Raw genomic sequence first — 25,307 nt, 5'->3', positions numbered from 1 at the left:
CCTTCGTTCTAAGCGACCAGCTTGAACTTCATCGTTTCGATTTCGTTGTTGAGCATTTCGACATCGGCCATCGTCGGCTGCTGCTCGCGCAGAGCGTTGGCCTTGCCGGCAATTTCCTTGAGCCCGACATTCACCGCCGCACCCTTGATCGTGTGGAGCACGCGGTCGACATGTTCGGCGTCGCGGCTTTCGAGCGCGCCATGCAGTTCGCCAATGAGCGCGGAAGCATCGTCGAAGAAGGATTCGACCAGTTCCTGGAAGACATCCTCGCCGAGAGCGTCCACAAGCTCCGAGTAACGGGCTTCGTCGAGGCCATCCGGGCAGAGCTGCTGAAGGCCGGGAATATTGAGCCCCTCAAGCAGCACGGGGTCCGGCAAGGCGCCATCGTCGGCCGGCGTGTCGACGAAATCGGCCACCAGTGTCTCGTTCAGCGAGGACAGCACGTTGCGCAACCTTTCCATGGTGACGGGTTTGGATTCGAAACCGGTCATGCCGGCATCGAGACAGCGGCGGCGATCGTCATCGGAGGCATTCGCCGTCATCGCGATGATCGGAACGCCGGCGCAGGGACCGCCGCCGGACATGATCCGGCGGGTGGCCTCGATGCCGTCCATCACCGGCATCTGCATGTCCATCAGGATGACATCGAAAGCCTGGCTTGCGGCGATGGCGACCGCCTCCGCACCGTCGTTGGCCACGACCACATCCTGGCCCAGATGATTGAGGAAGCGGGTTGCCACCTGCTGGTTGACCCTGTTGTCCTCGACGAGCAGAACACGAAGCTGCGGCAGCTCGTCCCCCTTATGGCTTTTGGCGGTGGAAAGGCGGCGCATCTCGTCCTTGCCCACGGCAACCACCGCCAGCTCGAACCAGAAGATGCTGCCGACACCGACGGTGCTGCTCATACCGAGCTCACCACCAAGCTTCTCGACGATCTGCTTGCAGATGGTGAGGCCGAGGCCCGTGCCGCCATATTTCCGGCTGATCGAGGCATCGACCTGCGAGAAGGGTTTAAAGAGCTTGGAAAGGCCGGCCTCATCGATGCCGATACCGGTGTCCTCGACCTCGAAACGCAGCATCAGCTTGCCGAGGCGATAGAATTCGCGCAGCCGGAGCGTCACCGTACCGTTGTTGGTGAATTTCACCGCGTTGGAGAGCAGGTTGAGGAGCACCTGGCGGAGACGGGTGGGGTCGGTGCGGACATAGAGCGCATCGAGCGATTCCGGGATGTCGAGAACCACGGTATTCTCGTGGTCGTCGGCGCGGCCGCGAATGATGCTGACGGTCGTCTCGGCCAGAGCGGCAACGTCGACGATGCGCTCCTCGAGTTCCAGCTTGCCGTGTTCGATCTTCGAATAATCGAGGATCTCGTTGATGATCTCGAGCAGAGCCTCGCCCGAGGACCTGATGGTCTTGACGCTTGAAAGTGCGTCGGGCGGAAGCTGCGACAGTTCCAACAGTTCGGACATGCCGAGGATGGCGTTGAGCGGGGTGCGGATCTCATGCCCCATGGTCGCCATGAACTGCGACTTGGCGCGATTGCCGGCATCGGCGCCTTCCAGCGCTTCGGTAAGCTGCCTCGCCATGGTTTCGAGTTCGAGGCCCGCCTTGCGAACCGATTTCAGCTGACGGCGAAGGGTGACGACAAGAAACACCACGGAGACCATCAGAAGACCCAGCATCACCGCGGAAGTCTTTTCGAGACTGACGATGTTTGCCCGAGCGGCGGCCCGCTCTTTCCCGAGCCGGGTGTTGGTATAAGCAAGAAGGCTTTCGCTCACCTCGGAAAGTTCAGCCAGCTCGGATGCGAGTGCATCAAGCTTTGCCGCGTCGGGCCGTGATGCCTGCTCACCGCTTCCAGACAGGAGAGCAAGACGTTCAACGGAGCCGGCAATCCGGTTGAAAAGGGGCGCGGTTTCGGGATTTTCCAGAATGACGCGGCTGAACTGCGGTTCGCGCAGGAGGGCGACACCGGAGCGAAGGGCATCGAGACGCTGAGACAATGCATCGCCAAGAACATCGCCCGGAAGGCGACGCAGTTCCTCAGCGGCGGCTCCTGCCGCACGGACATCCCGGTCGAGCTGGTAGACCGACCAGACGGTATTTTCGCCGGCACCGTCATGAAGAGAAAGGAATTGCCGGGAAATCTCAATCGCCAGCAAAATCAGCACGATCAGCAGGACAGTCGACAGAACCTGGAGGATCAGGGTCGTGCTGCCTGCCTTCTTCATGATTGCGCTGCTGGAAGAAAGGACTGTCACAGCATCACTCCGATGCGCTTGACTTCCCCGCCGCAACGGGCGACCTGTCCGCCATTGCGCAGCGCCATGAGACGGAGCGGGCGAAGCAGTCTATCCGGAAGTGCGTTGGAGAAGTGCGTCATGCGGATGTTCCGACGGCTCCCAGGGTTCAGCGGGCAGCCACGCGCGGCGGCGGCACATGACCGACATGGGCTGCGAGCAGATCTCGGAAGGTGACGGCGTCGACGGGCTTGGTCAGAAAACCGGTGACGCCCGTTGCGGACGCGGTTTCACGCAACTTCGGATCCTGATCGGCTGTGACCATGATTACCGGCACATCGTCATAGCGATGCAGCATGCGGATCGCCTTCACGAACTGCAGGCCGCTCATGCCGGGCAGCATCTGATCGACGACGAGCATGCTGAAGAAGGTATTGTGGCAAAGGGAGAGAGCGCGGGACCCGTCCGCCTCGATGACGATTTCCTCGTCCGTGACCTTTCCGGCGAGACGCTTCAGGATCAGCGCGTTGGTCGCATTGTCTTCCACGATCAGAATGGTCATTGGTTTTGTCCTCCAGCGTGCCGGCTGTCGAGTTCCATCCCTTTCGTCCACACTGAAGGGGAAATTCCTCACCGGTTCATGGAGGGGTTGTAGCAACCGGACCCTGAAATTCGTTGAAGCAAATCGCGACAATTTTAACTGTTGCTACATTAAGTGCTCCTTAAATTTTTAGACGGAGCTAAAACGCCGCCTTTCCCTTTGGTTTCAGGGAAAAGACGGCGCAACAGGCAAATCGGGTTGGGTATCAGTTGTCGCCGAACACGAAGTCGGCCTTGCGGCTGCGTGAAAGCACGAGCCGTCCGTTCGGCAGGTCGTTCTGCTCGACCTTGGCGGCGACTTCGGCTTCGCCGAGGCCGAAACCCCGCCAGCGGGCTTCGAGGCGCCGCCTGAGTTCGTCCGCCGGCGGCGCGATCATCACCGTCAGGTCGAAGAGCGGCGCAAGCGCGGACCAGGGTTCGTCTTCAAGCAGGAGATAATTGCCCTCGGCAAGCACGATGCGCGGGCCTGCCGGAATCGTGCGGGCAGCGGCAATGGCAAGCTCGCGGCTGCGGTCGAATACCGGCACAAGAACCTCGCCGCCGGCCCTAACCGCGCGGACGATATCGATCAGTCCGCGGACGTCGAAGGTATCGGGTGCGCCCTTGCGCGCCAGCCGGCCGCGTTCTTCCAGCACGGCATTATCCATATGGAAGCCGTCCATTGGCAAGACGGAGGTCGGTACGCCCCGCGCGACCAGTTCCCGTTCCAGCGCTTCGGCGAGCGTGGACTTGCCCGAAGCCGGAGGCCCTGAGATAGCAACGAGCAGGCGTGGAGAGCCCGCCGCCTGCTCGCTGATGGCTTTCGCCAGTGTGTCAACCGCCGACATGGCTGACGTCATGCCGCGATGCTCTCTTCCGGCGCCGGACGGGCGCCCGTCATGAAGGCAACGGCGTCCGACATCGTATAGTCCTTAGGGTTGATGACGCAGAGCCGCCGTCCGAGACGGTGGATGTGGATACGGTCGGCCACCTCGAACACATGCGGCATGTTATGCGAGATCAACACGATCGGCAGTCCACGCGAACGGACCTCCAGGATCAGTTCGAGAACGCGGCGGGATTCCTTGACCCCGAGTGCGGCTGTCGGTTCGTCCATGATGACAACCTTGGAGCCGAAAGCCGCCGCGCGGGCAACCGCAACCCCCTGACGCTGGCCGCCCGAAAGCGTTTCCACCGCCTGGTTGATGTTCTGGATGGTCATCAGGCCGAGTTCGGAAAGCTTGTCGCGCGCGACCTTTTCCATCTTCTTGCGGTCCAGGGTGCGGAACAGCGATCCCATGATGCCCGGCCGGCGGATTTCGCGGCCGAGAAACATGTTGTCGGCGATGGAAAGCGCCGGCGAGAGGGCGAGGTTCTGGTAAACCGTCTCGATGCCGGCGTCGCGCGCCTCCATCGGGCTGCGGAAGTTCACGAGGTTGCCGTCCAGCCTGATCTCGCCTTCATCCGGCGTGATGGCGCCGGAAATCGCCTTAATCAGCGAGGATTTGCCTGCGCCGTTATCGCCGATCACGGCGAGGATTTCGCCCGGGTAGAGATCGAAATCGGCGTTGTCGAGAGCGGTGACACGGCCATAACGCTTGACCAGACCGCGGGTGGTAAGAATGGGGGTGCGTTCCATCAGCCTGCTACCTTTCTGATCCACTGGTCGACGGCAACCGCCGAGATGATGAGGACGCCGGTCAGAAGCACTTTCCATTGCGGATCGGCGCCAAGCATGTTGAGACCCATCGACACCACACCGACGATCAGCGCGCCGAACAAGGTTCCGAGAATGGAACCGCGCCCGCCGAAGAGCGAGATACCACCGATGACCGCCGCCGTTATCGCCTGAAGATTGTAGTCGGTGACGGCTGCGGACGGAGAGATCGAACCATTGCGGCCGATCGAAACCCAGGCAGCAAGCGCTGCAATAAACCCGGCCAGCGCATAAGTGCCGAGCAGCACACGATCCGAACGGATGCCGGCAAGCTGCGCCGCTTCCGGATCGTCACCGACAGCATAGAGATGTCGGCCCCAGGCGGTATGATTGAGCGCATACCAGAGCACGAAGACCAGGAGGACCATGAAGAGGACGCCGAGCGTAAACACTGCCTTACCGATCCGGAAGCTTTCGCCGAAGATCTGCAGGAAGGGCGCAATGGCCTCGATGTCGGCATCGCGCAGCGTCTCGTTGGCCGAATAGATGAAGTTGGTGGCCATGACGATATTCCATGTGCCAAGCGTCACGATGAAAGGCGGCAGCTTGATCTTGGCTACCAGGAATCCGTTCAGGAGACCGCACAGCGTGCCCACCGCCAGCCCGACGATGACGGCGATTGGCGAGGGAATGCCATAATGCAGGGCGCAGTTACCCATCACCACCGCCGAGATGACCATGACGACGCCGATCGACAGATCGATGCCGGCTGTCAGGATAACGAGGGTCTGGGCCGCTCCGAGAATGCCCACCACCGCGATCTGCTGAAGGATCAGGGTGAGGGTGTAGCTGGAGAAGAATTTGCCGCCGATGGCCAGACCGAAAATGACGATCGATGCGATCAGCACGATCAGCGGGACTGCGGCCGGCGTGGAATGCAGGAAATGCTGGATCCTGCGAAGGGGCGAATGATCCTCGAACGCGGCAACGGACGTGTCGCTCTTTTCAAGAACCTTCTCGAATTCCTGGATGCTTGCCATGGACGTGTCTCCATCCCATAGGACAGGTGCGTTGCACCTTCGGAAAGGGCGGCCTACACCGCCCCTTCTTCATGATGTCGTCGTGTTATCGATCAGCCGATCAGCCCCAGCACTTTTCCGTGCCGACCTTGGTATCGATCGATTCCACGCCAGGGGCCGGCTTGTCGGTCACCAGCGAAACGCCGGTGTCGAAGAAGCTCTTGCCGGGCGTCGGCTGCGGCTTGGTGCCGTCCTTCGCATACTTGGCAATCGCCTCAATGCCGAGCGAAGCCATCAGCAGCGGGTATTGCTGCGAGGTCGCGCCGATCTGGCCGGCAGCAACGGACTTGACACCCGGGCATCCGCCGTCGACTGACACGATCAGGACGTCGTTTTCCTTGCCCACAGCCTTGAGAGCCTGGTAGGCGCCGACGGCAGCGGGTTCGTTGATCGTGTGAATGACGTTGATATCCGGGTCCTTCTGGAGAAGGTTTTCCATCGCCTTGCGGCCGCCTTCCTCGTTGCCGTTGGTCACGTCATGGCCGACGATGCGCGGATCGTCCTCGTCGCCGATCTTGTTCGGGTCCTTCGGATCGATGCCGAAGCCGATCATGAAGCCCTGGTCGCGCAGAACGTCGACGGTCGGCTGGGACGGAGTGAGATCGAGGAAGCCAATCTTTGCATCCTTGGCCTTGTCGCCGAGGGTTGCTGCCGCCCACTGGCCGATCAGCTTACCGGCGAGAAGGTTGTCGGTCGCAAAGGTGGCGTCCGCTGCGTCCGCCGGATCGAGCGGCGTGTCGAGCGCGATCACCAGAAGACCGGCTTCCTGCGCCTTCTTCACCTGATCGACGATGGCCTTGGTATCGGAAGCGGTGAGCAGGATACCCTTCGCGCCGTCTGCAATGCAGGATTCTATGGCCGCGACCTGGCTGTCATGGTCGCCATCAACCTTGCCGGCATAGGATTTCAGCGTGACACCGAGTTCCTTGGCCTTGGCGGTGGCACCTTCCTTCATCTTCACGAAGAAGGGGTTGGTATCCGTCTTGGTGATCAGGCAGGCAGAAACGTCGGCCGCGCTGGCCGGTGCGGCGAAGACTACGCCGAGAGCAAGCGTGGACAGGGCTGCTGCGATCAGTGATTTTTTCATATTTTCCTCCCGAAAAAGACTCGACCGGCTCCTCCGGCCACGAGATGTCGGCCCGGGCAAACCCATTTGCCCGGTCGGGCACGCCGTTCTCGGCCGTACCGCTCCTCCACGTAGCCATTTAGAACATCAGAAAATTCGAGTGTCAATAAATAAATCCAATTGAATTATTAATTGGATGTGACATGCTGGCGCCCTCTGCTGCTTCAAGGTAGGAGAGGGTCGAGAGGAGCGGCCATGTCCCTGACGCACGACAATTCATCATCGCCGACCCGCACGCCCGAACCGATCAGCACCGGCGGCGGCGCTAATCAGGTGCGTGTTCGCGCCTATAACGAGCGACTGGTGCTTTCGGTCGTGCGACGTCACCTCGGACTTTCAAAGGCCGATATCGCAAGGCGCACCGGTCTTTCCGCGCAAACCGTCTCGGTCATCATGCGGGCACTGGAAAAGGACGGCCTGCTGATGCGCGGCGAACCGATGCGCGGCAAGGTGGGCCAGCCCTCGATACCGATGTATCTCAACCCCGAGGCGGTCTTCTCGTTCGGCGTGAAAATCGGCCGACGCAGCGCCGATCTCGTGCTGATGGATTTTGTCGGAAAGATCCGCAAGCAGCTCCATCGCACCTATCGCTATCCGGATCCGGAGGAAATCCTTTCCTTCATCAGCGATGGAATTGCCGAAGTCGAAGCTGCAATTCACTCCGCTCAGAGAGACAGCATCGCCGGTGTCGGTATCGCCGCCCCCTTCGAACTCTGGAACTGGGCAGAGGAAGTAGGCGCCCCCGAGGGCGCCATGGACGCCTGGCGAGGCTTCGACCTGCAGGCAGAAGTCGCCGCGCGGATCAGCTATCCCGTCTATCTCCAGAACGATGCGACAAGTGCATGCGGGGCGGAACTCGTCTTCGGCGCCGGCCCGCGCTATCCCGACTTCATCTATTTCTATGTCGGCTCGTTCATCGGCGGCGGCATCGTACTGAACTCGTCGGTCTTCGTGGGGCGCACCGGGACAGCCGGTGCGATTGCCCCCCTGCCCGTGCGCAACAAGCATGGAGAAACCCGGCAGTTACTGGAAATCGCCTCCATTTTCGTCCTTGAAAACCTGCTCCGCGAACGCGGCCTCGACCCGCAGCCTCTCTGGTATGCGGCCGAGGAATGGATCGATTTCGGGGACCCGCTGGAAATCTGGATACAGGACAGCGCCGACGCCCTGGCACAGGCCATCGTCGCGGCGGTATCGATCATCGACTTTTCGGCCGCGATCATCGACGGCGGCTTTCCGGACTGGGTGCGCGCCCGCCTCGTCAAGGCGACGGTCGCAGCAGTCAACCGTCTCGACCTGCAGGGGATCGTCACACCCGATATCATAGAAGGCGTCGTCGGCCCCCAGGCCCGTGCCATCGGCGGCGCCAGCCTGCCGATCTTTGCCCGTTACCTCATCGACCAGACGGTCCTGTTCAAGGAAATAGACAATGCTGAAGGGAATTGACCCGCTTCTGAGCCCCGATCTGCTCGCGACACTGCGCGCCATGGGCCATGGCGACGAGATCGCCATCGTCGACGGCAACTATCCGGCGCTGGAACATGCACGGCGCCTCGTTCGCCTTGACGGACATCCGTTGGTTCCCGTGCTCAACGCCGTTCTCAGCGTGCTGCCGATCGACGACTTCGTGCCACAGGCAATCTTCCGCTCGACAGTGGGTTCCGACCCCCAGCGGCTCGATCCGGTGCATCAGGAAATCATAGCCTGCTGCGCCCGTCACGAACCCAACACCAATGTCGTGTCGCTGGTGGGGGCCGCCTTCTACGATCGCGTACGCGCGGCGCATGCGGTCATCCAGACGGGCGAACCTCGGCTTTATGCCAACGTCATCCTGCGCAAGGGCGTCATCTATCCCTGAGCGGGCTTAGCCCTCCAGAGCCTTCGAAATCCGCCGCGAAAGCTCGACGGGGTTCTTCAGCACGATCGCCCGGCTGGTGCGTTCGATCAGCTGCTCGCGGATCAGGCGGGACATTTCGCGGGATACCGTCTCGCGACTGGAACCGATGTGCTCGGCAAGCTCCGCATGCACGAGCGGCGGCGAGATAATGCGTTCGCCGCCGCCATCGCCGCGCGAACGGGAGAGCCGCAGCAAGGCGTTATAGAGCCTATGCTTGGTATCCAGGAAGGAAAGCTCCGAAACCCGCTCGTTCATGGCCCGGATGCGGAGAGACAGGAGCTGCATCAATGCCCGTGTCACGCCCGGGCAAGTGCGCAATATGTCGTGAAAAACCACATAGGGAATGACGGTTACCACCGCATCCGTCACCGCCATCAGGCTTGCCGAACGGGAGAGATCGTCGATCGCCGACAGCTCGCCCATCAGGTCGCCCCGCCGAAACGTCCCGAGAATAGCTTCCTTGCCAACCGAGAAACGCAAGACCGCGCGCATCTCCCCGCTCTGCACCAGAAATACATCCTTGGTGAGATCCTCGTAATCGACGAGACTTTCGCCGGCGTAGAGGCTGCGGGTGTGGCACTTCGTCAGCCACTCCCTGTCCTCCTCCACAGTCAGACTCGAAAAAATCGGGCCTCCACGCAAAGAAGACAAACTTTGCGAGATTGTCAGCAGGGTGGCTCCTGTCGTCAATTGTGCGTTCCACTTATTATACTTGCTAATTTACGCGATGCGCGGGCGGAATTCCTACATATTCCCTGCATTTCATCAATAGCAAGATAGGCGACGACAAGAAGCCTACTGAACTATTACCAATTTTGTTCGAGGATAACTTCTCTTCTTTTCTAGCCTATGGACCCGGCGGAGGGCCCCCAGACGTCGGTCAGGGCAAAGCCGTTCCCGAGAGGATCGAACGGATCGAGGGCAACCTGGTGCAATCCGAAGGTGAAGCCGCGCCCGCTGATCGTCGGGATCACAGCTGTCCGCCCAGCCACCTCGGCAACCGAATCAAGCCCTACCTCGAATTCCGAACCGATGATGGAGCGGGACTTGAAGGTATCGCCGACCTTCACCTTGCCGCGGGCATAGAGCGTCGCGAGATTGGCGGAGTTGCCCGTTCCGCATGGAGAACGATCGACGCGCCCCGGCCACATGGTGGTGCAGGTGCGAATCGCGCCATCGGGATCGACGTCCCGGAACATTACGTAGGCCACACCGGAGATGGCCGGAATTTCCGGATGCGCGACCGGGATCGCTCGGTTGATCTGCTCCTTGAGGATCATGCCCGCCTCGACAAGACCGCGTGCATTGGCCTTTTCAATCGTGAGGCCGATCTGGCCGACATCGACAAGCGCATAGAAGATACCGCCATAGCTCAGATCGAAGGTGATTCGCCCCCATTCGGCGGTATCGATACCGACGTCGAGTTCATGCACGAAGGAGGGAACCATGGTGAGCCTCACCCGCTCGCAGCGGCCGTCTCGGCAGGTGGCCGTCGCCCGGACGAGTCCGGCGGCCGTATCCAGCATGACGATCGTCTCGGGCTCCTGCATTTCGACGATGCCACTTTCCAGCAAGGCGGTGGTGACGCAGATGGAATTGGAACCGGAGCTCGCGTGGGCCTGGTCAGGCTGCAGGATCACAAACCCTGCATCGGCCTTCGGGTTCTTCGCCGGCAGCAGCAGATTGACGGAACCGATCGGCGCGCCGCGCGGCTCCAACACGAGCATGCGGCGCAGTTCCTGGCCCTTGGGATCAGTGTTCAGCCAGTGCAATTGCTCGGCAATCGTCTCGCCCGGGATCTTCGGCACGCCTCCGATCGCCACCTTGCCGATCTCACCTTCCGCATGCACGTCGAGAAGCTGAAGGGTCCGTTTCCATCTCATGAGATTGCTCCGTTAATCAAAAGGGTTCATTCCGCCGCACGACCGACCGTCCCCCGGTGGCGTGTCGCGTCCCGGCGGGCAAGTGCGGCTTCGTCCGCCACGCGCGCGAGCGCGCTCCGCTGGCGCTTCAAGGCTTCAACCGCTTCGTGGCGGTTCACCACGGTAAAACGCAGTTCGGTTCCGACCGGCGCCTGGCCCAGGCGCCAGAGATCGGCCTCGATGACATGCGCGATCTTCGGGTAGCCGCCGCAGGTATTCGCCTCGGCGAGCTGTATGATCGGCTGTCCGGATGGCGGCACCTGGATTGTGCCGGGCATGATGCCGTGAGAGAGAAGTTCGAGACGGCGGGTCAGCTTCAGTTCGGGACCGGCAAGACGGTAGCCTTGACGATTGGCCTCGTCCGTTACCCGCCATGGCGCGGCTTCGAAAGCCGAAAGCGAAGCGGGATCGAAAACCGGATGCTCGGCGCCGGCGATAACCCGGATCGCATCGCCTCCCGAGGCATTGGGCCTTATCTCGGCCGGATCGATACCAAAGCCACCCGGCAGATTGGCAAGGACTGAAGTGCCAGGGGAAAGCTCCAGCCTGTCCCCACGCCGAAGGCCCCTGCCCCCGAAGCCACCCCAGCCGCTCTTGATGTCGGTGGAGGCGGAACCGAGCACGGGAGGGACGGAGATCCCCCCGGAAAAGCCGATATAGGCGCGCGCACCGAAACGCGGCAGGCCAAGCTCCAGGACGTCGCCGGCGCGAGCCTCCTGAACCCACCAGCTCGGATAGATCCTGCCGCCGAGCGATACCGGGCAATCCGAACCGGTCACGGCAATTAGAGTTGAAGAATCGAAGCGGGCGCGGAACGGGAAAACTGCAATCTCCAGTCCCGCGGCCTCCGGCCGATTGCCAAGCAGGAGGTTCGCGGTTTCGAGCGCCGGCCCATCCATCGCGCCGGAACGCGAAACGCCAGCCTCGAGATAACCGAAACGGCCGAGATCCTGTACGCTGTTGGCAACGCCCGTCGTCAATATCTCGATCATGCGATGACCTCCGTGGGCACAAAGCGGATCTTGTCCCCAGGGCGGAGTGCCGCCGGCTGTTCGCGAAACGCATCGAAAAGACGGAAGTCAGTATGGCCGAGAATATGCCAGCCGGACGGCGCCGTGAGCGGCATGATGCCGGCCTGGGCACCGCCGATAATCACCGAGCCCTCGGGAACACCCATACGCGGCACCGCTCGCCGCGGGATTGCGAGCTTTGGATCGAGGCCGGAAAGATAGACAAAGCCGGGCATCGCGCCCACGGCAGCCACCGAATAGACCGGAGCGGCATGCAACTTCACCAGTTCCTTCGGCATCATTCCCTTGACACCCGCGACCTCCTCGAGATCCGCGCCGCCCGACCCACCATAGATAACGGGAATTTCAACGAGACGGCCCCTCGAGTGACCGGCCTCGGCCTTTTCCCATGCGGCGAGAAGCTTCGTCTGAAGCACGTCCGGATCAAGTCGCAAGGGATCGAAAACGACCATGAGATTGTTCATGCCCGGCGCCGTTTCAAGAACGCCGGGAAGCCCCTTGAGGGCTTCCGCAAGCGTCCAAATGCGCTCCTGCTTCGACTGATCGAAGACAGGGCCGGCAACATCGAGCAAGAGGGAACCGGCGCCTTCCGCGCTCACTCTCGGATTGCCGTCCTGCTCATTCATACTGCCCGTCATGATAACCTCGCCAGATGTGATATATCAGAAGCCTGTGGAGACCCCAAGCATTTCTTCGCGGCCGCCATTGTCTGTTCCCCGAAGCTCCCCTTAGAATTGGCAAGGACCGAACACACGGAGCAAGGACATGAGCCTCAGCGTCGATCTCAACTCAGACATGGGCGAAGGCTTCGGCGCCTACAGGATGGGTGACGACGCGGCAATGCTGTCGATCGTCAGTTCCGCCAACATAGCCTGCGGCCTGCATGCCGGCGATCCCGAAATCATGGCGCAGACTTTTGCTCTGGCGAAGGAAAAGGGCGTGGCGGTCGGCGCCCATCCCGGCTTTCCCGATCTCTGGGGTTTTGGCCGGCGCAATATTCCCTTTTCGGCTGGAGAAATCGAACGGCTCGTCGCCTACCAGGTCGGTTCGGCGCAGGCGCTTGCAACCTATGTCGGTCACCCGATTACTCATGTGAAAGCCCATGGCGCACTCGGCAACCTGACCCAGCAGGACGAAAGCGTCGCGCGGGCCGTCAACAATGCGATCAAGGCGGTCGATCCGAAGCTTGTTTGCCTCACCATCGCGCTCGGCCATCAGGAGCGGTTGGCGCGGGAGATGGGACTTGCCTGCCGTTCCGAGATCTTCGCCGACCGTGCCTATACGGATGAAGGTTTCCTCGTTCACCGGAGCAAATCGGGAGCAGTCATCCACGATGCGGCGGCGGCTGCAGAACGGGTGGTGCGCATGGTCAGGAACGGCGCGATCGAGACCATCACCGGCCGGGCGATCGTTACGCCGATCGATTCCATCTGCGTCCACAGCGACACGCCGTCCGCCGTCGGGATTGCGGCACGCGTGCGCGCCGGGCTCGAAGATGCCGGCATCACCATCCGCAACTTCCTGCGCTGAGGACATCGCATGGATCTGGCCGTTATCGCCAAACTTATGGAAATGCTGCAGGATTCGACGCTGAACGAGTTGGAGGTTTCTGAGGCGGGCATGCGCATCCGCCTTTCCAAAACCTCGAGCCGGAACGGGGCACCGGTCGTTCCGGCCTCGGCGCGAAGCGAAACGCCGGAAGCAATGGCCGCTGCCGAAATCGCTTCGCTGCTTGCTCTGCCGGAGGTCGAAAGCAGCGTCGAAACGGTCGTGGTCGCCGGCCTGCCCGGCACCTTCTACCGCGCACCGGCGCCGGGCGCCGACCCCTATGCCCGGGAAGGCGATCTGATCGAAGAAGGCCAGACACTTGCGCTCATCGAGGCGATGAAGATGCTCAATCCGGTCGAGGCCCCCATTGCCGGTCGTATAGGCCATATCCTCGTCGAGGACGGGCAGCCGGTGACAGCCGGGACACCTCTCATCACTTTGCTGACGGACTGAGGCGATGTTCGACAGCGTCCTGATCGCCAATCGCGGGGAAATCGCCCTGCGCATTCTCCGAGCCTGCCGCGACCTTGGCCTCAGGACCATCGCCATCCATTCCGAGGCCGACCGGGAGCTGCGCCACGTACAGCTCGCCGATCAGGCGCTCTGTATCGGGCCGGCTCCGGCCGCCCGCAGCTATCTCGACATCGATGAGATCCTGCTTGCGGCAAGGTTGACCAGCGCCGGAGCCATCCATCCCGGTTATGGCTTTCTCTCTGAGAACGCCCGCTTCGCAGCAATGGTCGAGGCGAAAGGTCTCGCCTTTGTCGGACCGCCTGCCGACGCAATCCGCATGATGGGCGACAAAGTAGCGGCCAAGCGCGCAATGATTGCAGCCGGCGTGCCTTGCGTGCCCGGACCGGACAGCAGCCTGCCGGACGATCCGGAAGCCATCGCGGCAATCGGCGATGAAGTCGGCTATCCGCTGATCGTCAAGGCATCGGGCGGCGGCGGCGGGCGCGGCATGCGCATCGTGCGCGAACCAACGGCGCTTGCCACAGCGGTACAGATGGCACGGGAGGAAGCCGGGCGCGCCTTCGGCAATCCGGAAGTCTATCTCGAGCGTTTCCTCGAATTTCCGCGCCATGTGGAGATCCAGGTGCTTGCCGATGCCCACGGCCATGCGATCCATCTCGGCGCGCGCGACTGCTCTACCCAGCGCCGACACCAGAAACTGATCGAGGAAGCGCCCCCTCCCGGCATCGCATCCGAGACCATCGACAGCATAGGCAGGCGCTGCGCCGAGGCTTGTCTTGCCATCGGTTATCGCGGAGCGGGAACCTTCGAGTTCCTTTACGAGAACGGTTCGTTTTACTTCATCGAGATGAATACGCGGGTTCAGGTCGAGCATCCGGTGACGGAGGAAATCACCGGCATCGACATCGTGCGTGAACAACTGAAGATCGCGATGGGCGAACCGCTAAAGGTGAAACAGGAGGACGTTGCTTTCTCCGGCCATGCCATCGAATGCCGGATCAATGCCGAACATCCCTTCACCTTCACGCCCTCTCCAGCCGCGGTGTCCCGCTTCATCGCGCCCGGCGGGCCTGGAATCCGAATGGATACGCATCTCTATCCCGGCTACACGATCCCGCCCCATTACGATTCGCTCATCGCCAAACTGATCGCCCATGGTCCAACACGGGAAGTCGCGCTTGCCCGCATGCGGCGCGCGCTGAATGAAACGGTCATCGTCGGACCGGAGACAACGATTGCGCTCCACCAGACGCTTCTCGGCGAACCGGGCATCATGAATGGCGGCTTTGACATCCATCACCTCGAACGCCTGCTCGCCGAGGGTTTCGGGAGAAAGAGCCGATGAGCGACGCATGGCTTGAGGCCGTTCTCAGACTTCTCGAACGATACGACATCGCCGAATTCGAATACGAGGACGAAACACGGCATATCATCGCCGGCAACGGCCGGATAACCGAAGCAACGCCCGCTCGATCCGACGAAACTTTACCGCTCCCCGCACCGATCGAAATCGGGTCGCCCCATATCGGCATCTTCCGTTCGGCACATCCCGTCTCACCGCAACCGGTCGAGTTACCACGGCACGTGCGGGAAGGCGAAATCATCGGTTTTCTGCAGATAGGCATGCTGTTACGTCCCGTGCTCGCGCCTCGGGACGGTATTTTGACCGAACGACTGATCGAGGACGGCACGCTTGCCGACTACGGCAGGCCCCTCTTCCTTCTGCATCCGGGAAGGCGCTGACCGGTCAGTTCCCCACGGTTCCCAGGCTGTCTCCCACCGCACCGACAGTATTTCCGGCGGAATTGCCGAGAAGCAGCAATTGCTGACCGTAGTTTCGGCGGGTGCGTGGATCGAAGATGGCAATCGGAGCCGAGATCACAGAACTCGCCGCCTGACCCACGGTATTGGTGGCGCCAATCGCCACGGCGCCAAGGCTCTCGCCAATGCCGATCTGGGATTCCGTCACCGCTTGGCCCGCGATCAGGCGGTCTCCAATGAGGCGAACGACCTCGGGACTTTCTGCAAACTTGCCGTGATTGAGCCGGTCGCCGGATTTCAGCTTGGTCAGGTCCAGAACCGTAATCCCGGCCTTTTCCAGTTCACTGCGATAGGGCTCAACCGATGGATCGATGCGGCCGAGGCGCTCGACATTGCCGGAAATACGCTTGGAAAGCGTCAGCGCACGATCGTCACGCGAAACGAAGAGCGTGAAATGCGGCGCCTTGCCCCGGAAACTCTGGAACTGCTGGGCGAACACGTCGACATCGAGGTCCGGCGCCGCTAGGATAACGTTGCCGATCTTCGGGTCGATGCGCCCATTGCGGATCGCCATCTGACGCAAGGCTTCGACGGCAAGCCAGGTTCCCATGGAGTGGGCCATGACAGTGATCTCGCCTACCGCCGGGTTGCGCGCGATCTGGGTCAACAGATCCTCCAGCGCGTCGCGTGAATAGTTGGTGCTCTCCTTGTCATAGGCGTAGTCGAAAATCGACCCGCGGGACGGCCATGTGAACACGACAGGCACGACGTCCGCCTTTGAGTCATGCACAATCTGGGCGAAGCGGTAGACCGCCTCTTCATAGAGATTGTTGAAGCCGTGCACGAAGACCAGGACGCGGCGGCTTTTCGGCACATGCCGGGCGAGCCATTTCTCGCCTTCCTGGCGCGTCTCGATCGGCTCGACAGCGACCGTTGCGAAATCCTTTTCGAGATCCGGCGGAAGCTTCTTGGGCCATTGAACCTGGCCGACGGTCCGTTTGTCATCGGGTGGAATGGAAATTGTGACCGCATCGATCATCAGGCCCGTGCCGCGCTCCCCGGTAAAGAGGATCGCCTTGTCGGCTGCGGGCGCACGGGTGGTCGCGGCAATCAGGTCCACTCGGGTCGCTCCATCGGCGATCTTTCCGACCGGCTCCATGACGCCGATCGGCCGGCCGGCGCAGGCAGCAAGCACCGGCAAGACGATCGAAAGCGTGCAGAGGCCACGGACGATCAAGCCAACTCGGTGAAGGAGAGCAATTCGAACTCCGGTATCAGGTTCGACGGATGTCAAGGACGGCAGCCCTCCAACGCAAGACGCAAGCAGCGGCTTTAGTTTTAGCGGGCTTCAAGGCCGGTTTCCAGTCCCCATACGCCCTCTGGATCGGGCGGTCAGGCAGCGCCGCCGAGGGTCCCCTTCGTCCAGTCGACAATCTGGCGGGCGGTCATTGCACCAGACACGCGGCCGATTTCCCGTCCGCCGCGAAAAAGCAGCATGGTCGGAATGCCACGGATGCCGAGGCCTGCGCTCACCTGAGGCTCTGCATCCGAATTGAGCTTCAAAAGGCGTACGGAAGGCTCAAGAGTCGCCGCTGCCTCCGCGAAGGCCGGTGCCATCATGCGGCAGGGACCGCACCAGGGTGCCCAGACGTCGACCAGCACCGGGATGTCGTTCCGGCTCGTGTGTTTTTCAAAAGTGACGCCATTCGCCTCCACGGGATGCCCCGCGAACAGCGCGTGCCCGCATTTGCCGCAACGCGCCTCTGCAGCCGGACGCGCCGATGACAGCCGATTGACGGCAGAACATTGCGGACAAACGATTTTTAGCTCGTCGGACATCTTGCAATTCTCCGCGATTTCAAACCCCATGCTGGCGGGGTGGGTCACTTGACAATATATTCATTCTAACGTAGATACGCAACAATGAAAATTGACCCCGATTCCATGCAAACTGCGGCCGACGACGCCAGCGAACTGCTCAAGGCGCTGGCCAACCGTCACCGGCTGCTGATCCTTTGCCAACTGGTGGATGGCGAACGCTCTGTCGGGCAGCTCGCCGAATTTCTCGGTATCCGGGATTCGACCGTGTCGCAGCATCTGGCGCTCCTGCGCCGCGACAAGATCATCGCCGGTCGCAGGGATGGCCAGACCATCTGGTACCGGATAGAGAGCGAACCGGCGCGCAACGTGATTACGGCTCTTTACGGAACCTATTGCGCCGTGTGACCCGCCTCAGGCGGGCCGCATGGTGCCTTTCTCACGCAGGTTCACATGCCAGGACAGCGCCTCCTCGATGACGTGAGGCGTCTGGCCGCCGCGCTTCACCGCGCGGTCGAAGTAATCCTGCAGGGCATCGCGGTAGCTCGGTTCGACACAGTTGGCGATGATGACCGCGGCACGCTCGCGCGGAGCGAGACCGCGCAGGTCCGCAAGGCCGACCTCTGTTACCAGCACGTCGACATCGTGTTCGGTGTGATCGACGTGGCTTACCATCGGCACGACGGAGGAAATGGCACCGTTCTTGGCAACCGATTTGGTCACGAAGATCGACATGAAGCCGTTTCGCGCGAAATCGCCCGACCCACCGATCCCGTTCATCATGTGGGTGCCGCCCACATGGGTCGAGTTGACATTGCCGTAGATGTCGAATTCGAGCGCAGTGTTGATACAGATCAGGCCGAGACGCCGGATAACCTCCGGATGGTTGCTGATCTCCTGCGGCCGCAGGATCAGGCGATGTTTGTATTCGGCAAGGCGCGGCAGCACCTTCTGATACATGCCGGCCGACAAGGTGATCGATGAACCCGAAGCAAAGGTGAGCTTGCCTGCATCAAAAAGTTCGAAAGTCGAATCCTGCAGCACTTCCGAATACATCTTCAGGTCATGGAAGGGCGTATCGATGAAGCCGTGCAGAACGGCATTGGCGATGGTGCCGATACCGGCCTGCAGCGGCTGCAGTTCGTAACCCATGCGCCCTTGCTTCACTTCGTTCAGCAGGAAATCCGTGAGGTGTCCGGCAATCGCCCTGGTTTCGACATCCGGCGACTGGATGGTCGCGGAACTGTCGAGCTTCTCCGACACGACGATCCCGACGATCTTTTCCGGCGGAATCGGAATGAAGGGCAGTCCAACGCGGGCTTCCGGCGTGACCACCGGGATCGGCATGCGGGCGGGTCGGCGTGTCGGAATATAGATGTCGTGAAGACCTTCCAGCGTCACCGGCTGGGAGAGATTAAGCTCGACGATGACCTTGTCCGCAAGAATCGCAAAACTTGCCGAATTGCCGACGGACGTGGTCGGCACGATGCCACCGTGCTCGGTGATGGCGACGGCCTCGATCACGGCGATATCGACCGGCTTGATCTGGTTGGTCCGCAACTGCTCGACCGTTTCCGACAGATGCTGGTCGATGAACATGACCTCGCCGGCGTTGATCGCCTTGCGCAGGCCGGGATCGGACTGGAACGGAATGCGGCGGGCGAGCACATGAGCCTCCGCCAGGGTCTTGTCCAGATCGTTGCCCAGCGAGGCCCCGGTCATCAGCGTGATCTTTAACGGATCCTTCTTCGCGCGCTCGGCCAGAGCCAGCGGTACCGCCTTCGCTTCGCCCGCACGCGTGAAGCCACTCATGCCGACAGTCATGCCGTCCTTGATGAAGCTTGCGGCCTGTTCGGCGCTCACCACGCGGTCAAGCAAGGGCTTGTATCGGATCCGGTCGCGCAACATCTCTCGTCCTTATCGATGGAATAACTTTGCGGGCGCCTGACAGCGAGGCGAGTGGCCAATGGCTTACCGGCCAGCCCGCCACGGGCGCAATCATCCTTCAGTCTGATCGGCAGCAGACCTGACATGCAATCTGTGCATATCTTCTGGATTCGAGTCGACCATGAGATGCGATGGAGACATACGGGCGATATTCTCATCATCCGACAGACGAGATGTCAGCGATGAGCCGTTCACGGCCATGAGAAGGAAAGAATATATGGAAAGAAATGGCGCACCCGAAGAGCGTGTCGGGAATGGAATGCGCCCCTCAAGAAATCCGAAATATCCGGTATATTTCAATGCCTTACTGCCAATCCGGCCTTCGATCCAATTTGCTCGTGTGGACTTCATACGGCTCCAAATGTGGACCGCAACCACAAATTTATCTAGGTGGCCGGGTTTAATCAATGCCTGTCTTGCCATCCGGTGCCGCCGCTCCGTATTTTGTCGCTTATTCTTGAAAAGGTGACGGGCGGCATGGCACAATTGAGCATAGGAAACGGAGCGGCGAATGCACCTTGGAACGAAACGATTGACCGAATGCCGGAAGCCGAAGTCTCTATCCGGCTGGCAGAGTACCTTTCTGAATTGCCGTCCTTCGCTGGAACAGTTGACGTAGCTATCGACGGCGCTTCGGTGCGGGTTCACGGTGCGGACGTTTTCGATATTCGGGGATACCTTGCCGTGCATGGCTGGAATGTTGCCGAGCGCGCCAATATGGGCCGCAACGATTGGGCCGCAACGTATCGGCGGCGGGATGCACTCATGCGCATCCATTCCCGTTCTGGTATGGGGGACGTGGTGGCAGTCGTTGGCGGGCGGAGGATAATAGCGGAGTGTAAGAAAGGCCCGTTGGTGAAACTTCCGGGCAGCAAGGAGTATCCACTTCTCACTTCGGCACTGGGCCAAGCTCTCCTCTTCCCGTCCGCCCCTAGCGACATTCTCGTCGCGGCGGTTCCCGACACCCCGGCATTCCGCCGCATAGCCACCGACTGGAGAGAGCGGCCCCGTGTCAAAATGGCTGGCCTCCAGATTGCGCTTGTTGCCCGTTCGGGAGAAGTCAGCGGCCTTTCGATTGTGCCGGTTTAAAAATGGCTCAAAAATCTGAGGCATCGACCTCGACAGGTGATGACCCGCGCTACCCCCGTGGCCCCTTCCTTCTCGCTATCCGATGCCCGCATAGGGCCGTCCTCCGGTTCCTGCCCATCCCAGACCACCGGCTCCACCTTCTTCCTTATTAGCGCCACGCTCTGGCGCTGGTCGCCCGCCTATTTATGTCCACAAGGGTATACTTCAACGGACGCACGCAAGAGGCCGGGAAAGTGTGTCCGTATGGGTTGACTTCTTTCAACGGACAGGCATATTAACGGACACATCCCATACGGACATATCGGAGCAGCCCATGACCACCATTCTCTACGCCCGCGTCTCCACGCTAGAGCAGAACCTTTCTCACCAACGGACCCAAGCCGAGGCAGCGGGCTTTGTCATTGACGAGGTGATTGCCGACGAGGGCGTGTCGGGCGTCTCGACACGATTGCAGGAGCGGCCCGAGGGAAGGAGGCTGTTCGATAAGCTCCGGCGCGGGGATACGCTTGTGGTCAGGTGGGTTGATCGCTTGGGCCGCAACTATCAGGACGTGACGGACACGATCCGCCATTTCATGCGGCAAGGCGTCGTCATCCGCACCGTCATCAACAACATGACATTCGACGGAGCGACTACGGACCCCGTGCAACAGGCCGTCAGGGACGCGCTGATAGCCTTCATGGCCGCGACGGCACAGGCACAGGCCGAGGCGACGAAGGCCGCTCAACGGGCCGGTATCGAGGCGAGGAAGGGGGATGAGACGAGGTATCGGGGGAAGAAGCCGAGCTATGACCGGAATACGTTCGCGGAGGTTGTCGATATGTTGGCACAGGGGGCCGGGGCGTCTGCCATATCGAAGGCCACGGGGCTATCCAGACAAGCCATTCTGAGGATCAGGGATGACCGGGTGGGGGCCGAGAAGGCTTTAGCAAAGTGGGAGGAGGCATAACCATGACGATTGCGGAAATCATCATGACCGGCATTTGCTATGCCACTATCGGCGGAATGACGCTGGCCGGAATATGGGGCGTCTACGACACGTTCTTCCGGTGGTAGGGTCTGGCCCCGCCCATAGCACCCTCCGCACCACCTGTCTCGCCCTCTACAGGCTCCGCCCTCGGATCACTTCCGGGGGCTTTTTCATGCCCTCACACTGTCCGAATGTCTTTGTAACAATTCGTGATCGACATAGAAACCGTCCCACTATCGGCACCATCCGTTGCCCGCATGTCGCCCCTTCCGGTGCCGCGCTTGGCTTTCCCATTCCCACTATCGGGAGGGTTTCGACAGGGGCGAAAATCGTCCCATTATCGGGACTAAATAATTGTTTTCAAACATGAAATTTCTATCCATGCTCCGGCTGTCCAATCGAGACGAACAGGGGAATAGGCCCCGACAGCAAAAGGAACCACGGATATGCAGAACCAGCTTTTGAACCACTTCGCCACCATCGCCCACGGTGCAACCGCCGCTGACCGGGCCTATAATATCTCCACCTTGGCCGAATTTCTGAACACGTCCATCCGCGCCGTATTGGAAGCTGGGGAAGACGAGAACACAACGGCGGAGACGGTGGACGCGCTGGCAACTTCGGTTGAGTTTCTAATGTGCGCCCTTCGGAGCGCCGCTTGGGGCCACAGCGAGGCTGACCGGGAGCTTTCACAGCCGATTGAATGGGCGGCTTCCAAGCTGGAGGAGGCGTTCAAGATCGGCGGGGGATGGTTGCCCGTTCCGAGTGATGTTGTTGAAGGACTGGCTTGCGGGGTTCTGGCGCTGAACTGACACACACACCCGCCCGACGCCATTTAATTGCCCTGTCGCCTCCGGTTCCTGCCGGGGGCTTTTTCTTTGTCCGCGAATGGCCGGAGGGAGGGCGGCTAACCCCGGTATGTCCATTCCCTGAAAATTTCTCGGTCACAGATTTGGTCACAAATTCACGCCTTGTTCGGACGTAACCGTTTGAAAATCAATGCTTCGCAAAAGACATAAATATGAATTTGTATAGCAGAAACAAAGGCTTGATAAAGTTTCCGTATTGACGGATTTCGTATCCGCGTCTATAACCCGGCTCATGAGGTGTTCAGCCTCTCCGGTGCGGCGGCACTCTCCGCCGAAATGAAGCCCGCTGGCGGTAGTCGCAAGGAGGTTCTCCGGCACTACCAGCACCAAGCCAGCATTCTCCCAAAACACCGGCAGCAAGCCGGACGGTCCCCGTGACGTGTTCACGGGCCGGAGACGTGTGTTTTCCCTTCGGTCCCTGACGGGCTCCGGGTGGAGAAGGCGTGTCTCCAACAGGTTCCCCGAGCAGTCCACAGCCCACGGCTGGAAAGCTCGGCACGGCGGTTTCCCACCGCCACGGCATAAACCAAAGGGGGCGGGATACGCGAGGAGCCGACCTAGTGCCGCAGTAACGGCTTTCCTGTCCGGTCGTGACGCCTCGACCGCTGACGATGGCCCACGGCAGGGCCGAAACAGTGAAGAAAATGCACCACAGGCAGCAATGCCTAAGTTTTAATCTTCCCGTCCCTGTGTCCGTAGGGGCGGATACGAGAAAAGGAAAACACCATGTCGAACAATGACACAAACTCCATTGATCGCGATGCCCTTATGCTGATTGCCGGGACTTCAATCGCCCATATCGCAGACGCAATAGAGACGCACAGGTTCACCGATGAGGCCCTACGCTCCAGCCCCAATGGAGCCGCGTTCGGCACCCTTCTTGCTCTTGCCGAGGACCTACACCGCGCCGCTCGCGATCTGGCAAAGGGCGATGATCTTTCGTCCCCGGAAGTCCTCGCCTCGCTTCAAAACGCGGCGGAAGGTGTCTCCCTGATTTCCAGCTTCGCCACGGCACGGGCCAGAAAGAGGAACCTCCATTGACGGCTCGCATTTGCGCCGCTCCCCATTGCGGCAATCCGACTTCCTCCAAGTTCTCTCCACATTGCCGACGCCATAAGTCCATGCTCCGCCGACACGGCGCGGTGAACCAAACCGGCATCGGAAAGGGCGAACTCAATCCTTATCTTGCCCGCATCCGGGCGAGGATCGACAAGAACCCGACAAGCCCTCTGTGGCCCGCGCTGGAAACCTCATGGGCCGCTATCGTCTCCGATGCGAACACCATCGCGGAGAAGCGTGTCGGCAACCGCTATGAGCGTTCCGCCGCCCGTGAAATCCTCGGCATCAATGCGGACGCTCCGGTTCGGGAGATCGTCATCACCGCCCTTGCCATGTTCGTCATGTGGCGGGAACGTCCCGACCGATTTGCCGATGACAGGGCCTTCCGAATGCAGCTTGCCCGCCGCGTAAGGGCGCTTTCCACGCGCCACCGGGGGAGCCGCTATGTCCACGCCACCGGACAGCAACAGGCGATCTATCGGGAAATGACGCCGAAAGCGGGAGCGATCCTCGGGCATAAGCTGGCGCTGGCTTTCGGGAGCCCAGGTATTCAGTTGGCCGAATTGGAGGAACGAGAACGCCGAGCCGCCGAGGAGGAGAAACAAACCATCATCAACGCGATAAAGGAACTGAAATAACCATGAATAGGACCGAGATGGCGGCTCCATCCGAAGACATTGTTGCCGCGCTTGTCGCTTCGGATAGCTATTCCTCACCGCTCGCACCGCGCATCTCTCAAAAAGGTCATGCCTTGTTTAATGCCCTCAAGGGCGGCAAGAAGGCAAAGCCGAACGTGACCGCCGCCGTGAAGCTGGCCGAGGAACTGGAAGCGCACCTCATGGCCCTCCAGCGCCAATGCCCCGCCCAACAGAAGCCATCAGTGGAACCGCAGCACCGGGCTTATAGAGGAGAAAGCGACGACCTACCCGGTCTCCTCGGGTCCGCGTCACGGGACGCACGTTATCTCAAGCAATTGACCTCCGGGGGATGGGGAATGTCTCGAAACGTTGTCGAGCCCCTACGTGTCGTCCGGGAGCTTCGGCCAAAGCTGGCGACCATCCAAGCCCGTTGGCCGGAATTGCAGGTCGAGGAGGAAGCCATTCGCTTGACGCCCGTTGTCCGGGACGAAGAGGCGGAGCGGGCCGCAGAGGAGGCTTTCCAGCGGCTCAAGGGTGTTGTGGAGGCAATGCCGGGGGTTGGCCTGTGACGACGTATCACGACCAACGGGCGGCGGAGGGAAAAGACGTTCCTCCCAAAGAAATCCGGGGTTACTATGCTTTTTCCCGGCCCTTTGAACCAGCGCCGCCATATCCTTCGCCCTTCATTTCCCCGCTCGGGAAACAGGTCATGGGCCTTTTGGAACGCCTTCGGGAAGGCCGCAAGGGATCACCAACGCGACAGGTCAGTGCGCCACGGAAGGCCCGAACGCGCCGGGAAGGGGAATTGTCCCTGACCGAGTTCGGCGCTCATATCGGCGTCGGCCCTCGGGAACTACGGAAGAAGCTCCTCTCCTTGAGGCTTCTCCAGACCGAGATTGTAGTCAGGGACCGAGGAGCCGCCCCGCCGAAATACCTGCATACCGCCCGCCTCACCTCGGAGGCCGTCAAGGGCGGCTTGGGGCGTCGGCTGGAGCCACGCTCGGGACCGCCCTATGACGTGTTGACCACGAAGGGGCAGGAATGGGTGGCGGATCGGCTCCACAACAGGGCGACAGGGAGGAAGCCCAATCGCCGCCATGAGGTTCGCGAAGAGGTACGGCGGTTGCTGGAGCAGAGGAAGAGCCGGGCGGAGATTTCCAGAATGATGGGGCTCTCCAAACAGCTTGTGTCATACCACGCGAAGAAGCTGGCGGCATGATTGGTCAAATGAAACCCGTTCTTGTCTATATAAAGAAAACCACGTTCGGGACGAGGGTAGATAACGCGGGCTGACACCAAGGATGATGACCTATTAGGGTTATGTCGGATGTTCTGGCTGACCTTGGAACAAGGTCCATCAGAAGCGGAAGACACGGGGACTAATCGCTCTACTTGAGCCGACGAGGACGGACGGCGAGAAGCCGAACGGCCAAGACACCCTCTTATTGGCTTCGCCAAGGTGTTCTCGTCAACGTCCTTCATACCTTTGTTGTCTTCGGGCGGAGCGCCGCCCTCCGTCGTCTTTCATTTTCGTGTCGCATCCGCTGGATGGTCTCGAAACACCTTCCTCCCCATGCTCCGCATCATCGCCCGAAGGTTCCAC

Annotated in this window: 29 protein-coding genes; 14 read left to right on the top strand and 15 right to left on the bottom strand. The window is 60.8% G+C overall.

The window, feature by feature from the left end; genetic code table 11:
• Nucleotides 1-8: 8 nt before the first annotated feature.
• The 7 genes from ACLBKR_RS00550 to ACLBKR_RS00520 all read right to left on the bottom strand — a co-directional run bounded on the left by ACLBKR_RS00550 (nucleotide 9) and on the right by ACLBKR_RS00520 (nucleotide 6,642).
• Nucleotides 9-2,261, bottom strand: coding sequence for an ATP-binding protein (locus tag ACLBKR_RS00550; RefSeq protein WP_414900249.1), 2,253 nt, complete (start codon nucleotides 2,259-2,261; stop codon nucleotides 9-11).
• The gene (locus ACLBKR_RS00545) at nucleotides 2,258-2,383 is read right to left on the bottom strand and encodes a hypothetical protein (protein WP_414900247.1); all 126 of its coding nucleotides are present in this window, start codon (nucleotides 2,381-2,383) and stop codon (nucleotides 2,258-2,260) included. Before ACLBKR_RS00545 ends, ACLBKR_RS00550 begins: the two co-directional genes overlap by 4 nt.
• A gap of 26 nt (nucleotides 2,384-2,409) precedes the next feature.
• Nucleotides 2,410-2,802: a response regulator gene (locus ACLBKR_RS00540; RefSeq protein ID WP_112827754.1), complete on the bottom strand. Its 393-nt coding sequence runs from the start codon at nucleotides 2,800-2,802 to the stop codon at nucleotides 2,410-2,412.
• Between the two features lie 244 nt (nucleotides 2,803-3,046).
• Nucleotides 3,047-3,679, bottom strand: coding sequence for a nucleoside triphosphate hydrolase (locus ACLBKR_RS00535; protein ID WP_414900245.1), 633 nt, complete (start codon nucleotides 3,677-3,679; stop codon nucleotides 3,047-3,049).
• Nucleotides 3,676-4,458 (bottom strand): ATP-binding cassette domain-containing protein, encoded by a 783-nt coding sequence (locus ACLBKR_RS00530; RefSeq protein WP_112827752.1) that lies wholly within the window; start codon nucleotides 4,456-4,458, stop codon nucleotides 3,676-3,678. Before ACLBKR_RS00530 ends, ACLBKR_RS00535 begins: the two co-directional genes overlap by 4 nt.
• A complete protein-coding gene (locus ACLBKR_RS00525; protein WP_112827751.1) occupies nucleotides 4,458-5,516 on the bottom strand; it encodes an ABC transporter permease in 1,059 nt (352 codons plus the stop codon). Before ACLBKR_RS00525 ends, ACLBKR_RS00530 begins: the two co-directional genes overlap by 1 nt.
• Before the next feature lie 100 nt (nucleotides 5,517-5,616).
• Nucleotides 5,617-6,642, bottom strand: a complete 1,026-nt coding sequence (locus ACLBKR_RS00520) for a sugar ABC transporter substrate-binding protein (RefSeq protein WP_112827750.1) — start codon at nucleotides 6,640-6,642, stop codon at nucleotides 5,617-5,619.
• Between the two features lie 234 nt (nucleotides 6,643-6,876).
• Between ACLBKR_RS00520 and ACLBKR_RS00515 the strand changes: the two genes are divergently transcribed.
• Together ACLBKR_RS00515 and ACLBKR_RS00510 are read left to right on the top strand one after the other, a co-directional pair.
• The gene (locus ACLBKR_RS00515; protein WP_113338352.1) at nucleotides 6,877-8,127 is read left to right on the top strand and encodes an ROK family transcriptional regulator; all 1,251 of its coding nucleotides are present in this window, start codon (nucleotides 6,877-6,879) and stop codon (nucleotides 8,125-8,127) included.
• Nucleotides 8,111-8,539: an RbsD/FucU family protein gene (locus tag ACLBKR_RS00510; RefSeq protein ID WP_113425281.1), complete on the top strand. Its 429-nt coding sequence runs from the start codon at nucleotides 8,111-8,113 to the stop codon at nucleotides 8,537-8,539. Before ACLBKR_RS00515 ends, ACLBKR_RS00510 begins: the two co-directional genes overlap by 17 nt.
• Nucleotides 8,540-8,545: 6 nt before the next feature.
• Here the strand turns inward: ACLBKR_RS00510 and ACLBKR_RS00505 are convergent, their stop codons facing one another.
• The 4 genes from ACLBKR_RS00505 to pxpB all read right to left on the bottom strand — a co-directional run bounded on the left by ACLBKR_RS00505 (nucleotide 8,546) and on the right by pxpB (nucleotide 12,169).
• Complete coding sequence (locus ACLBKR_RS00505; RefSeq protein ID WP_414900241.1) at nucleotides 8,546-9,187, bottom strand: Crp/Fnr family transcriptional regulator; 642 nt, start codon at nucleotides 9,185-9,187, stop codon at nucleotides 8,546-8,548.
• A 233-nt stretch (nucleotides 9,188-9,420) separates the two neighbouring features.
• Nucleotides 9,421-10,461: a 4-hydroxyproline epimerase gene (locus ACLBKR_RS00500; RefSeq protein WP_113446932.1), complete on the bottom strand. Its 1,041-nt coding sequence runs from the start codon at nucleotides 10,459-10,461 to the stop codon at nucleotides 9,421-9,423.
• Nucleotides 10,462-10,487: 26 nt separating this feature from the next.
• Nucleotides 10,488-11,492, bottom strand: a complete 1,005-nt coding sequence (locus ACLBKR_RS00495; RefSeq protein ID WP_113446933.1) for a biotin-dependent carboxyltransferase family protein — start codon at nucleotides 11,490-11,492, stop codon at nucleotides 10,488-10,490.
• Nucleotides 11,489-12,169, bottom strand: coding sequence for a 5-oxoprolinase subunit PxpB (gene pxpB, locus ACLBKR_RS00490; RefSeq protein WP_414900238.1), 681 nt, complete (start codon nucleotides 12,167-12,169; stop codon nucleotides 11,489-11,491). Before pxpB ends, ACLBKR_RS00495 begins: the two co-directional genes overlap by 4 nt.
• Nucleotides 12,170-12,296: 127 nt before the next feature.
• On the opposite strand from pxpB, the gene ACLBKR_RS00485 reads away from it, so the two are divergent.
• From ACLBKR_RS00485 to ACLBKR_RS00470, 4 genes are read left to right on the top strand one after another with little or no spacing between them, the layout of a single operon-like run.
• Nucleotides 12,297-13,061, top strand: a complete 765-nt coding sequence (locus tag ACLBKR_RS00485) for a 5-oxoprolinase subunit PxpA (protein WP_113446934.1) — start codon at nucleotides 12,297-12,299, stop codon at nucleotides 13,059-13,061.
• Between the two features lie 9 nt (nucleotides 13,062-13,070).
• Nucleotides 13,071-13,532, top strand: coding sequence for an acetyl-CoA carboxylase biotin carboxyl carrier protein (gene accB / locus ACLBKR_RS00480; RefSeq protein WP_113446935.1), 462 nt, complete (start codon nucleotides 13,071-13,073; stop codon nucleotides 13,530-13,532).
• A gap of 4 nt (nucleotides 13,533-13,536) precedes the next feature.
• Nucleotides 13,537-14,898 (top strand): acetyl-CoA carboxylase biotin carboxylase subunit, encoded by a 1,362-nt coding sequence (gene accC / locus ACLBKR_RS00475; RefSeq protein ID WP_113446936.1) that lies wholly within the window; start codon nucleotides 13,537-13,539, stop codon nucleotides 14,896-14,898.
• Entirely contained in the window at nucleotides 14,895-15,296 is a 402-nt protein-coding gene (locus tag ACLBKR_RS00470) for a hypothetical protein (RefSeq protein ID WP_113446937.1), read from the top strand. The genes accC and ACLBKR_RS00470 overlap by 4 nt, the downstream gene beginning before the upstream one ends.
• A gap of 4 nt (nucleotides 15,297-15,300) precedes the next feature.
• Here ACLBKR_RS00470 and ACLBKR_RS00465 read toward each other — a convergent pair whose 3' ends face one another.
• A complete protein-coding gene (locus ACLBKR_RS00465; protein ID WP_414901848.1) occupies nucleotides 15,301-16,548 on the bottom strand; it encodes an alpha/beta hydrolase in 1,248 nt (415 codons plus the stop codon).
• Between the two features lie 158 nt (nucleotides 16,549-16,706).
• Nucleotides 16,707-17,153, bottom strand: a complete 447-nt coding sequence (trxC, locus tag ACLBKR_RS00460; protein ID WP_113338356.1) for a thioredoxin TrxC — start codon at nucleotides 17,151-17,153, stop codon at nucleotides 16,707-16,709.
• A gap of 84 nt (nucleotides 17,154-17,237) precedes the next feature.
• Here trxC and ACLBKR_RS00455 point away from each other — a divergent pair, with 84 nt between their 5' ends.
• Nucleotides 17,238-17,540, top strand: a complete 303-nt coding sequence (locus ACLBKR_RS00455; RefSeq protein WP_112827739.1) for an ArsR/SmtB family transcription factor — start codon at nucleotides 17,238-17,240, stop codon at nucleotides 17,538-17,540.
• 6 nt (nucleotides 17,541-17,546) lie between these two features.
• Here the strand turns inward: ACLBKR_RS00455 and ACLBKR_RS00450 are convergent, their stop codons facing one another.
• Together ACLBKR_RS00450 and ACLBKR_RS00445 are read right to left on the bottom strand one after the other, a co-directional pair.
• Nucleotides 17,547-19,040, bottom strand: coding sequence for an acetyl-CoA hydrolase/transferase family protein (locus ACLBKR_RS00450; RefSeq protein ID WP_113446938.1), 1,494 nt, complete (start codon nucleotides 19,038-19,040; stop codon nucleotides 17,547-17,549).
• A 90-nt stretch (nucleotides 19,041-19,130) separates the two neighbouring features.
• Nucleotides 19,131-19,502, bottom strand: a complete 372-nt coding sequence (locus tag ACLBKR_RS00445; protein ID WP_414900233.1) for a hypothetical protein — start codon at nucleotides 19,500-19,502, stop codon at nucleotides 19,131-19,133.
• A gap of 54 nt (nucleotides 19,503-19,556) precedes the next feature.
• Here ACLBKR_RS00445 and ACLBKR_RS00440 point away from each other — a divergent pair, with 54 nt between their 5' ends.
• The 7 genes from ACLBKR_RS00440 to ACLBKR_RS00410 all read left to right on the top strand — a co-directional run bounded on the left by ACLBKR_RS00440 (nucleotide 19,557) and on the right by ACLBKR_RS00410 (nucleotide 24,923).
• Nucleotides 19,557-20,168, top strand: coding sequence for a hypothetical protein (locus ACLBKR_RS00440; protein WP_113425278.1), 612 nt, complete (start codon nucleotides 19,557-19,559; stop codon nucleotides 20,166-20,168).
• Between the two features lie 313 nt (nucleotides 20,169-20,481).
• Nucleotides 20,482-21,117 carry a recombinase family protein gene (locus tag ACLBKR_RS00435; protein WP_414900231.1) on the top strand — a complete coding sequence of 212 codons (636 nt, stop codon included), beginning with the start codon at nucleotides 20,482-20,484 and terminating at the stop codon, nucleotides 21,115-21,117.
• A gap of 467 nt (nucleotides 21,118-21,584) precedes the next feature.
• A complete protein-coding gene (locus ACLBKR_RS00430; protein ID WP_414900229.1) occupies nucleotides 21,585-21,950 on the top strand; it encodes a hypothetical protein in 366 nt (121 codons plus the stop codon).
• Nucleotides 21,951-22,733: 783 nt separating this feature from the next.
• Nucleotides 22,734-23,048: a hypothetical protein gene (locus ACLBKR_RS00425; RefSeq protein ID WP_414900227.1), complete on the top strand. Its 315-nt coding sequence runs from the start codon at nucleotides 22,734-22,736 to the stop codon at nucleotides 23,046-23,048.
• Nucleotides 23,049-23,149: 101 nt separating this feature from the next.
• Nucleotides 23,150-23,704 (top strand): hypothetical protein, encoded by a 555-nt coding sequence (locus ACLBKR_RS00420; protein ID WP_414900225.1) that lies wholly within the window; start codon nucleotides 23,150-23,152, stop codon nucleotides 23,702-23,704.
• Between the two features lie 2 nt (nucleotides 23,705-23,706).
• Entirely contained in the window at nucleotides 23,707-24,273 is a 567-nt protein-coding gene (locus ACLBKR_RS00415; RefSeq protein ID WP_414900223.1) for a hypothetical protein, read from the top strand.
• Between the two features lie 236 nt (nucleotides 24,274-24,509).
• Entirely contained in the window at nucleotides 24,510-24,923 is a 414-nt protein-coding gene (locus ACLBKR_RS00410) for a hypothetical protein (RefSeq protein WP_414900221.1), read from the top strand.
• Nucleotides 24,924-25,307 lie beyond the last annotated feature (384 nt).

Source organism: Paenirhizobium cremeum, from assembly GCF_047553425.1.
GTDB classification, from domain to species: domain Bacteria; phylum Pseudomonadota; class Alphaproteobacteria; order Rhizobiales; family Rhizobiaceae; genus Allorhizobium; species Allorhizobium cremeum.
This window is presented reverse-complemented; position numbering and strand designations above follow the sequence as displayed.

Bases quoted from the DNA above. Each gene is read 5' to 3' on its own strand.
- ACLBKR_RS00545 (WP_414900247.1), bottom strand. From the start codon at position 2,383: ATGACGCACTTCTCCAACGCACTTCCGGATAGACTGCTTCGCCCGCTC.
- ACLBKR_RS00540 (WP_112827754.1), bottom strand. From the start codon at position 2,802: ATGACCATTCTGATCGTGGAAGACAATGCGACCAACGCGCTGATCCTG.
- ACLBKR_RS00535 (WP_414900245.1), bottom strand. From the start codon at position 3,679: ATGACGTCAGCCATGTCGGCGGTTGACACACTGGCGAAAGCCATCAGC.
- ACLBKR_RS00530 (WP_112827752.1), bottom strand. From the start codon at position 4,458: ATGGAACGCACCCCCATTCTTACCACCCGCGGTCTGGTCAAGCGTTAT.
- ACLBKR_RS00525 (WP_112827751.1), bottom strand. From the start codon at position 5,516: ATGGCAAGCATCCAGGAATTCGAGAAGGTTCTTGAAAAGAGCGACACG.
- ACLBKR_RS00520 (WP_112827750.1), bottom strand. From the start codon at position 6,642: ATGAAAAAATCACTGATCGCAGCAGCCCTGTCCACGCTTGCTCTCGGC.
- ACLBKR_RS00515 (WP_113338352.1), top strand. From the start codon at position 6,877: ATGTCCCTGACGCACGACAATTCATCATCGCCGACCCGCACGCCCGAA.
- ACLBKR_RS00510 (WP_113425281.1), top strand. From the start codon at position 8,111: ATGCTGAAGGGAATTGACCCGCTTCTGAGCCCCGATCTGCTCGCGACA.
- ACLBKR_RS00500 (WP_113446932.1), bottom strand. From the start codon at position 10,461: ATGAGATGGAAACGGACCCTTCAGCTTCTCGACGTGCATGCGGAAGGT.
- ACLBKR_RS00495 (WP_113446933.1), bottom strand. From the start codon at position 11,492: ATGATCGAGATATTGACGACGGGCGTTGCCAACAGCGTACAGGATCTC.
- pxpB (WP_414900238.1), bottom strand. From the start codon at position 12,169: ATGACGGGCAGTATGAATGAGCAGGACGGCAATCCGAGAGTGAGCGCG.
- ACLBKR_RS00485 (WP_113446934.1), top strand. From the start codon at position 12,297: ATGAGCCTCAGCGTCGATCTCAACTCAGACATGGGCGAAGGCTTCGGC.
- accB (WP_113446935.1), top strand. From the start codon at position 13,071: ATGGATCTGGCCGTTATCGCCAAACTTATGGAAATGCTGCAGGATTCG.
- accC (WP_113446936.1), top strand. From the start codon at position 13,537: ATGTTCGACAGCGTCCTGATCGCCAATCGCGGGGAAATCGCCCTGCGC.
- ACLBKR_RS00470 (WP_113446937.1), top strand. From the start codon at position 14,895: ATGAGCGACGCATGGCTTGAGGCCGTTCTCAGACTTCTCGAACGATAC.
- trxC (WP_113338356.1), bottom strand. From the start codon at position 17,153: ATGTCCGACGAGCTAAAAATCGTTTGTCCGCAATGTTCTGCCGTCAAT.
- ACLBKR_RS00455 (WP_112827739.1), top strand. From the start codon at position 17,238: ATGAAAATTGACCCCGATTCCATGCAAACTGCGGCCGACGACGCCAGC.
- ACLBKR_RS00450 (WP_113446938.1), bottom strand. From the start codon at position 19,040: ATGTTGCGCGACCGGATCCGATACAAGCCCTTGCTTGACCGCGTGGTG.
- ACLBKR_RS00445 (WP_414900233.1), bottom strand. From the start codon at position 19,502: ATGGCAAGACAGGCATTGATTAAACCCGGCCACCTAGATAAATTTGTG.
- ACLBKR_RS00440 (WP_113425278.1), top strand. From the start codon at position 19,557: ATGGCACAATTGAGCATAGGAAACGGAGCGGCGAATGCACCTTGGAAC.
- ACLBKR_RS00435 (WP_414900231.1), top strand. From the start codon at position 20,482: ATGACCACCATTCTCTACGCCCGCGTCTCCACGCTAGAGCAGAACCTT.
- ACLBKR_RS00430 (WP_414900229.1), top strand. From the start codon at position 21,585: ATGCAGAACCAGCTTTTGAACCACTTCGCCACCATCGCCCACGGTGCA.
- ACLBKR_RS00425 (WP_414900227.1), top strand. From the start codon at position 22,734: ATGTCGAACAATGACACAAACTCCATTGATCGCGATGCCCTTATGCTG.
- ACLBKR_RS00415 (WP_414900223.1), top strand. From the start codon at position 23,707: ATGAATAGGACCGAGATGGCGGCTCCATCCGAAGACATTGTTGCCGCG.